This is a genomic window from Aeromonas sobria, assembly GCF_006243315.1.
GTDB lineage: Bacteria > Pseudomonadota > Gammaproteobacteria > Enterobacterales > Aeromonadaceae > Aeromonas > Aeromonas sobria_A.
Genome location: NZ_NKWE01000005.1, coordinates 42,778 through 49,488, shown reverse-complemented (window position 1 = coordinate 49,488; position 6,711 = coordinate 42,778). Strand labels below are relative to the sequence as shown.

General features: G+C 57.8%; 6 protein-coding genes. 4 read left to right on the top strand and 2 right to left on the bottom strand.

Annotated elements, in window-relative coordinates; genetic code table 11:
- Positions 1–322: 322 nt before the first annotated feature.
- Positions 323–1,519, top strand: a complete 1,197-nt coding sequence (locus CF137_RS01895) for an NnrS family protein (RefSeq protein WP_139717538.1) — start codon at positions 323–325, stop codon at positions 1,517–1,519.
- Between the two features lie 16 nt (positions 1,520–1,535).
- Here the strand turns inward: CF137_RS01895 and CF137_RS01890 are convergent, their stop codons facing one another.
- Positions 1,536–2,105 (bottom strand): helix-turn-helix domain-containing protein, encoded by a 570-nt coding sequence (locus tag CF137_RS01890; protein ID WP_139717536.1) that lies wholly within the window; start codon positions 2,103–2,105, stop codon positions 1,536–1,538.
- 119 nt (positions 2,106–2,224) lie between these two features.
- On the opposite strand from CF137_RS01890, the gene CF137_RS01885 reads away from it, so the two are divergent.
- Both CF137_RS01885 and CF137_RS01880 read left to right on the top strand, forming a co-directional pair.
- Complete coding sequence (locus CF137_RS01885) at positions 2,225–3,385, top strand: benzoate/H(+) symporter BenE family transporter (protein ID WP_139717534.1); 1,161 nt, start codon at positions 2,225–2,227, stop codon at positions 3,383–3,385.
- A gap of 136 nt (positions 3,386–3,521) precedes the next feature.
- The gene (locus CF137_RS01880) at positions 3,522–4,586 is read left to right on the top strand and encodes a DUF3103 family protein (protein ID WP_139717532.1); all 1,065 of its coding nucleotides are present in this window, start codon (positions 3,522–3,524) and stop codon (positions 4,584–4,586) included.
- 69 nt (positions 4,587–4,655) lie between these two features.
- Here the strand turns inward: CF137_RS01880 and metF are convergent, their stop codons facing one another.
- Positions 4,656–5,546, bottom strand: a complete 891-nt coding sequence (gene metF, locus CF137_RS01875) for a methylenetetrahydrofolate reductase (protein ID WP_005340191.1) — start codon at positions 5,544–5,546, stop codon at positions 4,656–4,658.
- A 330-nt stretch (positions 5,547–5,876) separates the two neighbouring features.
- Here metF and CF137_RS01870 point away from each other — a divergent pair, with 330 nt between their 5' ends.
- Complete coding sequence (locus tag CF137_RS01870; RefSeq protein WP_139717530.1) at positions 5,877–6,677, top strand: GNAT family N-acetyltransferase; 801 nt, start codon at positions 5,877–5,879, stop codon at positions 6,675–6,677.
- The last annotated feature ends 34 nt before the right edge of the window (positions 6,678–6,711 follow it).

Genomic DNA, 6,711 nt, shown 5'->3' with positions numbered 1-6,711 from the left:
TTGTCGCGCTAAGGAGGCGTATAATACGCTTCTCACTTCGAGAGTCAAGCGATTGTTTTCGCTTTTCTTTCGGCGCCCACTTCACCAGGAAGCTAGCTCATCAGTCCGGCGTGTTCCGCCGTGCTGGTAGGGGCGCATTATAGGGAGCCGCGCCGGGATGACAAGGGCTTTTTCAGCAAAAAAGCTCGTTCGCTCAGATATCAAACAACACTTTCCTTTTTTGCTCAAAACACCATCAAATCTGGTTATTGCCGTATTTAAATTGAACATTTCAAAAGCCACCCTATAATTGCCATTTAAAATACTTAATTGGAATGCCCTCATGCATCAGATCCTCGATAGCCACAAAGAAGAGCAAATCGTCCCGCTGTTCCGCTTGGGGTTCCGACCCTTCTTCTTGTTCGGGGCTCTTTTTGCTGCCGTCGCCATGTTGCTCTGGCTGGGGCAGCTCAACGGTTGGCTAACCTTGCCCGGGATTGCCAACCCAATCTGGTGGCATGGCCATGAGATGTTGTTTGGTTTCGGAGCCGCCATCGTCGCAGGTTTTCTGCTCACCGCGGTGCAGAACTGGACGGCCCATCCCGGTGTTCGGAGCTGGCCATTGGCACTGGTGGTGGGGTTGTGGATGTTGCCAAGGGCGTTGTTACCCTGGCTGGGTGAGGAGAATATGTTCCTGATGGTGGCAGACCTGCTCTGGCTGCCGCTTTGCGCTTGGTTCCTTGCCAAGCCTATTTTGATCACCCGGCAATGGCGCAACCTCTTCTTCGTGCCACTGTTGCTGATACTGACCCTGCTCAATGGCGCCAGCTGGTTAGGGCATGCAGAGTGGAGCACCGTTGAGCATCTGCTGATCACCACTGTGCTGTTGTTTACCACCCTGATCGCCGTGATGGGTGGAAGGGTGATTCCGTTCTTCACCGCCCGAGCAACCGGCCAGGAAAAAGCGGCGCCTCTGCTCTGGCTGGAGCACACAGCACTCGCTGCACAGTGGCTTATCTTGCTGCTTTGGTTGCTGCTCCCCACCCAGTGGGGCACCAGCATATATATAGTGCCTCTATATATAGTGGCGGCGAGCTTGCATCTGTGGCGACAGCTGCGCTGGCAGCTGCCATCGACCCTTGCGCATCCACTGCTGTGGTCACTCCATCTCGCCTATCTGTTTATTCCCCTTGGCCTGCTCGCCCTTGCGGCACATAGTGCGGAGCTGCCCATCACGCTGTCGATGGCCAGCCACCTGCTCAGCGCAGGCTGCATGGGCACCATGATCCTGGGCATGATTGCGCGAGTATCCCTCGGCCATAGCGGTCGAGCCTTGCAGGTGGGGCGCAGGATCACTGTCGCATTTGCCCTGATCATCGTGGCCGCCACAATGCGGGTGGTGATTCCGCTGTTCTGGCCTGCTTATACCTTGCATGGCTGGAACCTCAGCGCGCTTGCCTGGATCGCTGCTTATGGCCTGTTTGTCTGGGTCTATACCCCGATCCTGACCCGCCCCAGGGCAGATGGCCGACCGGGTTGATGACTACTGAACATGTTCAGGGCGTTGCCACCGGATAGTGGATCAGGTTGTGGAAAATCGCCGGGGCTATGCCCAGATTGCGATAACCGTGGGGACGGTCAGCAGCAAAGCGCACCGCCTCCCCTTGCGCCAGTGAGCGCCACTCCCCTTCCACCAGCACCTCCATCATGCCGCTGATGACGATGACATGCTCGGTCACGCCCGGCTCATGGGGCTCGGATTCACGCTGATAACCCGGCAACAGGGTCAGCTCAAGCAACTCGAAGCCAAAGCGGTTTTCATAAGGGAAGAGCGGCGCCACTTGCATGCCCTCTCCCGCTGGCTGCTGGCGAATGGCATCGGCGGTGCGATAGAGCACCTCTGCCTGCGCAGCTGGTATGGGCTCGATGAAACTGGAAAATGAGACGCGAAAACCGGTCGCAATCTTCCACAGCGTCGCCACTGTCGGGCTGGACTCTCCCCGCTCAATCTGCCCCAGCATCGCCTTGCTGACACCCGTTTCGCGCGCGGCGGCATCCAGGCTCCAGCCTCGCTCGCTGCGCAGTCCCTTCAGCCGAGTGGCCAGATGCTGACTCATCTCTTGCATAACTGCCTCTTTATCACTCTTGCACGATGCGCCTTGTGCGCTATAGCGCACAAGGCTATAGTCAAAACCAGATTGTACGTAATAACGCACAATGCGTCACAACGCCAAGAGGAAGAGTCATGCCCTTCGCCCTCCCCCACCTGGTCGCAGGCTTTATCGCCGTGCTGGTCGGCTACACCAGCTCCGTTATCCTGATCATCCAGGCCGCCACGGCGGCTGGCGCTGATACAGCCCAAGTTGCCTCCTGGCTCTGGACGCTAGGGATAGGCATGGGAGTGAGCTGCATCGGCCTCTCTCTCTATTACCGCATACCCGTACTGACCGCCTGGTCCACTCCGGGCGCGGCCCTGCTGATCACCACGCTGGGTAACTTCACCTTGGCAGAAGCCATCGGTGCCTTTGTGATCTCGTCCCTACTGATCACCCTGTGTGGCATCAGCGGCTGGTTCGACCGTTTGATGAGGCATATCCCGGCTCCACTGGCCGCCGCCATGCTGGCTGGCGTGCTGCTCAGATTCGGGCTGAATCTGTTCAAGGTCGCCCCGCACGATCCCTTGCTGCTTGGCACCCTGCTGCTGACCTTCCTAGTGGGGCGTCATCTCTGGCCCCGCTATACCATGGTGCTGGCGTTGGGAGCGGGGATGCTGATCTGCAGCATGCGGGGGGAGTTGCAGCTGGCAACTCTGCACTGGCAACTCGCCAGCCCGGTCTGGACATGGCCAGCCTTCTCCCTTGATGCCCTGTTTGGCATCGCGCTGCCGTTGTTCATTGTCACCATGACATCGCAAAACATGCCGGGGGTAGCCATCTTGCGGGCCCATGGCTATCAACCAGCCACCTCCTCGCTGATCAGCTGGACCGGCCTGACCGGCCTGCTGCTCGCCCCTTTTGGCGGCTATGCCTTCAATCTGGCCGCCATCACCGCCGCCATCTGCATGGGCAAAGAGGTCGATCCGGATATCAAGCGCCGCTGGCCTGCTGCAGTCTGGGCGGGTGGCTTTTATCTTGTGACCGGCTGCTTTGGCGCAACCGTCGCCGCCCTGTTTAGCGCCTTCCCGGCTGCACTGATCACCTGCGTCGCCGGATTGGCCCTGCTAGGCACCATCGGCAGCAGCCTGCACTCGGCCCTGCAACAAGATGAGGCGCGGGAAGCTGCGTTGCTTACCTTCATCATTACCGCGTCCGGGATCAGCCTGCTCGGCATCGCGGCGGCCTGCTGGGGTCTGCTCGTCGGACTTGCCTTGCACTGGCTTCATTTATATCAACAAGAAAATCAATGAGACCTCAAACCGTGATGGCCTGCGCAAGATCCAGATAAATTAATTCACAGATGAAACTAATTGCCCTTTAGTGGTGTCAGGACACCACTCTTCCCGGACATGGTGCCCTGTCAGGTTCATGCAACGGAGAACAATAATGAAACATCAGGCTTTCATCATGTTGTTGGCGCTTTTGGGCGTCAGCACGGCACACGCGGCCGACATGGACAGGGAGCTGGCTCGCCAGCTCGCCCTTCAGCAGAAAAACCTGCTGCCCCTGCTGAGCAATCAGCAATACCAAAGCCCGCTTCCCAACCTGCTGCAAAAAGCCAACCCACGCCTTAAACGGCAGGCGACCGATGCCAACCAGGCGGCCATCAGCCGACAAGGGCTGGATGGCGAGGTCAAGCAACTGATGCAGTTGCGGCTGGCCAACACCGATCAGGCAGCCGCACTGCAACAGGGCGTCGAACCGCTGGTCGCCTATGTTCCGAGCGGGGATGAGAAGAGCTGGAGCGCCATTGAAGCGTTCGACAGCGCAGGCAATCCCGTCTATCTGGATGTGGACAAGGCACCGGCCCGGCCTGTTCTGGTGGTCGAAGCGGATCCCGTCAAAGCCAAGAACGCAGGCTTGAAGGTGATGCGCAAGGCGCTGGCCGATGCAGATCTGCAAAGTGCTCCGCGAGCGGCGGCCAGCACGGCGCCGCTCAAGACCAGCATCCTGAAAAAAATCAGATTGAAGGATGATCAGGAGCCCTGGCTGCTCGGCGCGGCCGAAGTGTATGCGGTGGTCGCAGGGGTCAATCCCAGCCAGGATGAGCCAGTGGTCGATATTGTCGATATGCCCTACCTCGACTATGACAACACCGACTACACCCCCAACCAGATCCTGGTTTACTGGGATCGCTATCGCTGGGGTGCCGTCGACATGGTGATGATGGAGCAGGATGACAACGTCAACTACAAGGAGCTGAGCGCCCTGCTGATTGAAGCCCTCAAACTCGGCTTTACTGCGGGTGGAGTGCCGGAAGCGCTGCCCTTCTTCGATCTCGGTGGTCGCATCGTCAAGGCGCTGCCCGACTCCTGGATGACCAACAACGACGACTATCTGGATACCTTCTACACACTGGAACAGGATCAGGTCTATCACCAGTATCCGGGGGCTGCCGGTAATGCGGTTATCAGTCTCGAGCCAAAAGAGATCAGCCCGACCAAACCTTGATCATCGGCCATAACGAAAAAGCCAATGAGCAACTCATTGGCTTTTTACGTTTGGAGCTGTGACCACTGGTCAGCCCTTGGGACGAACCCCCAGGGTATGGCAGATGGCATAAGTCAGCTCGGAGCGGTTCAGGGTATAGAAGTGGAAATCTTTCACCCCCTCCTGACTCAGCACGCGCACCTGATCGATGGCGATGCTCGCCCCCACCAGATTGCGGGTCATCTGATCGTTATCCAGCCCCTCGAAACGCTGATGCATCCAGCGCGGGATCTTCACGTTGGTGAAACCGGCAAACTTGGCCAACGTCTGGTAGTTGGAGACCGGCAAGATCCCCGGCACGATTTCGGCATCGATACCGATGGCGGCGCAACGATCCCGAAAGCGCAGATACGTCTCCACATCGAAGAAGAACTGGGTGATGGCGCGGTTGGCACCGGCATCAATCTTGCGCTTGAGGTTGAGCAGATCGGATTGCGCACTCTTGGCCTCCGGGTGCCCTTCCGGATAGGCGGCAACCGAGATATCGAAGTCAGCCTCCGACTTGAGCAGGGCAACCAAGTCGGTGGCATACATATCCGGCTTCTCCAACCCCTGCGGCAAATCACCGCGCAGAGCCACGATATGACGAATACCGCTGTTCCAGTAGTCGCGGGCGATAGTGCGCAGCTCGTCGCGGCTGGCATCGATACAGGTCAGGTGCGGCGCCGCAATCAGGCCAGTCCGCTCCTTGATGTCCTTGATCACCTTGTGGGTGCGATCACGGGTACCGGAGTTGGCGCCATAAGTAACGGAGACGAACTTGGGTTCCAGCACTTTCAGCCGTTCGATGGACTGCCAGAGGGTATTCTCCATCCCTTCACTGTTGGGCGGAAAAAACTCGAAACTGACCGATATATCGCCATTCAAATCTGCCAAGCTCTGGTTGAGCGCCTCAACCTGACGTGCACTGTGAAATCCCATCTGCTCTTCTCCCTGTCCTGCAATCCATTTACATACGTCAAAACGGATGTTTGGACGTCTAAACGTCTTTATATGTATGGTGAAACCGGGACAAAGTCAACAGAGATTTACCTGTCGCCCAATACTGTGAATATCATATTTACAAAATTAACGGTAAGTAACCGAAAAGTGCCCATCCCAAATTTGCGACAGTCGCGTTATGATGGGGCCAGATCGTCCTGGACGTTCTGAATCTGCGTGTGATTGTTTGGCCGGAGGTTTCTCCGGCCCCTTTTTCATCTATTCCTCACTCCTGCCGATAACAAATTGAGTCTTTGCAGGAGCACTATCATGGATACCCACCCCGGCTTTGCCACCGACTTGCTGTTCGATCGCTATCAGGGCGAAGTCGTTCGGCACGATCAGTTCTGGGCGGTTCGCACACCGGATGCTCCCGACTACTACTTCGGCAACTACCTGCTGCTCCCCACCCCGCCCAGCGACCGTGACAAAGGCTGGCTGGAAGCTGCTTTTGATCAGCTGATCGGCCAGGATCCCAGAGTGCGGCACCGCACCTTTCAGTGGCCACTGGCAGCAGGGCAAAACAGCCGGATCGCCGGTTTTGTCGCAACGGGATACCAATACATGGAGTGCGTGGTGCTGGCACTGGATGAGCAGAGCTGCCCGCTCCCCAACGACGACATGGACAAGGCTCAGGCACGCCCCTTCACCATTGCTGACTGGTCTGAGTGGCTCGACTTCGAACTCCATGAGCGGGATGAGGGGCACTCGGAACAGAGCTATCTTCCCTATCTGCAATCCCGACAGGCGCTCTATCAGGCCATGATTGCCGATGGGCTTGGGGAGTGGTGGGGGATCTGGCAAGAGGGGCAACTGGTCGCCAGCTGTGGCCTCTTCTTTTGCGGCATGCTGGGGCGCTTCCAGTTGGTACGCACTCACCAAGCGTGGCGCAACAAGGGGTTATGCCGCCAACTGCTCAGTCAAGTGGCCCGCGCAGGATTGTCCCGCGCCACACAGCTGATCATCGTGGCCGACGAGCACTATCATGCCCAACGAATTTATCGCTCTCTGGGATTCGCCCCGGTAGCCCGTATCGGCAGCCTCTGTCGCTGGCCCCACGACACACAATAACGCCGAACAAGGTGACAACCACTGATAAATAAAA

What these genes read in the sequence shown, in the direction of transcription:
- CF137_RS01895 (WP_139717538.1), top strand. Translation starts at nt 323, where the DNA reads ATGCATCAGATCCTCGATAGCCACAAAGAAGAGCAAATCGTCCCGCTG.
- CF137_RS01890 (WP_139717536.1), bottom strand. Translation starts at nt 2,105, where the DNA reads ATGCAAGAGATGAGTCAGCATCTGGCCACTCGGCTGAAGGGACTGCGC.
- CF137_RS01885 (WP_139717534.1), top strand. Translation starts at nt 2,225, where the DNA reads ATGCCCTTCGCCCTCCCCCACCTGGTCGCAGGCTTTATCGCCGTGCTG.
- CF137_RS01880 (WP_139717532.1), top strand. Translation starts at nt 3,522, where the DNA reads ATGAAACATCAGGCTTTCATCATGTTGTTGGCGCTTTTGGGCGTCAGC.
- metF (WP_005340191.1), bottom strand. Translation starts at nt 5,546, where the DNA reads ATGGGATTTCACAGTGCACGTCAGGTTGAGGCGCTCAACCAGAGCTTG.
- CF137_RS01870 (WP_139717530.1), top strand. Translation starts at nt 5,877, where the DNA reads ATGGATACCCACCCCGGCTTTGCCACCGACTTGCTGTTCGATCGCTAT.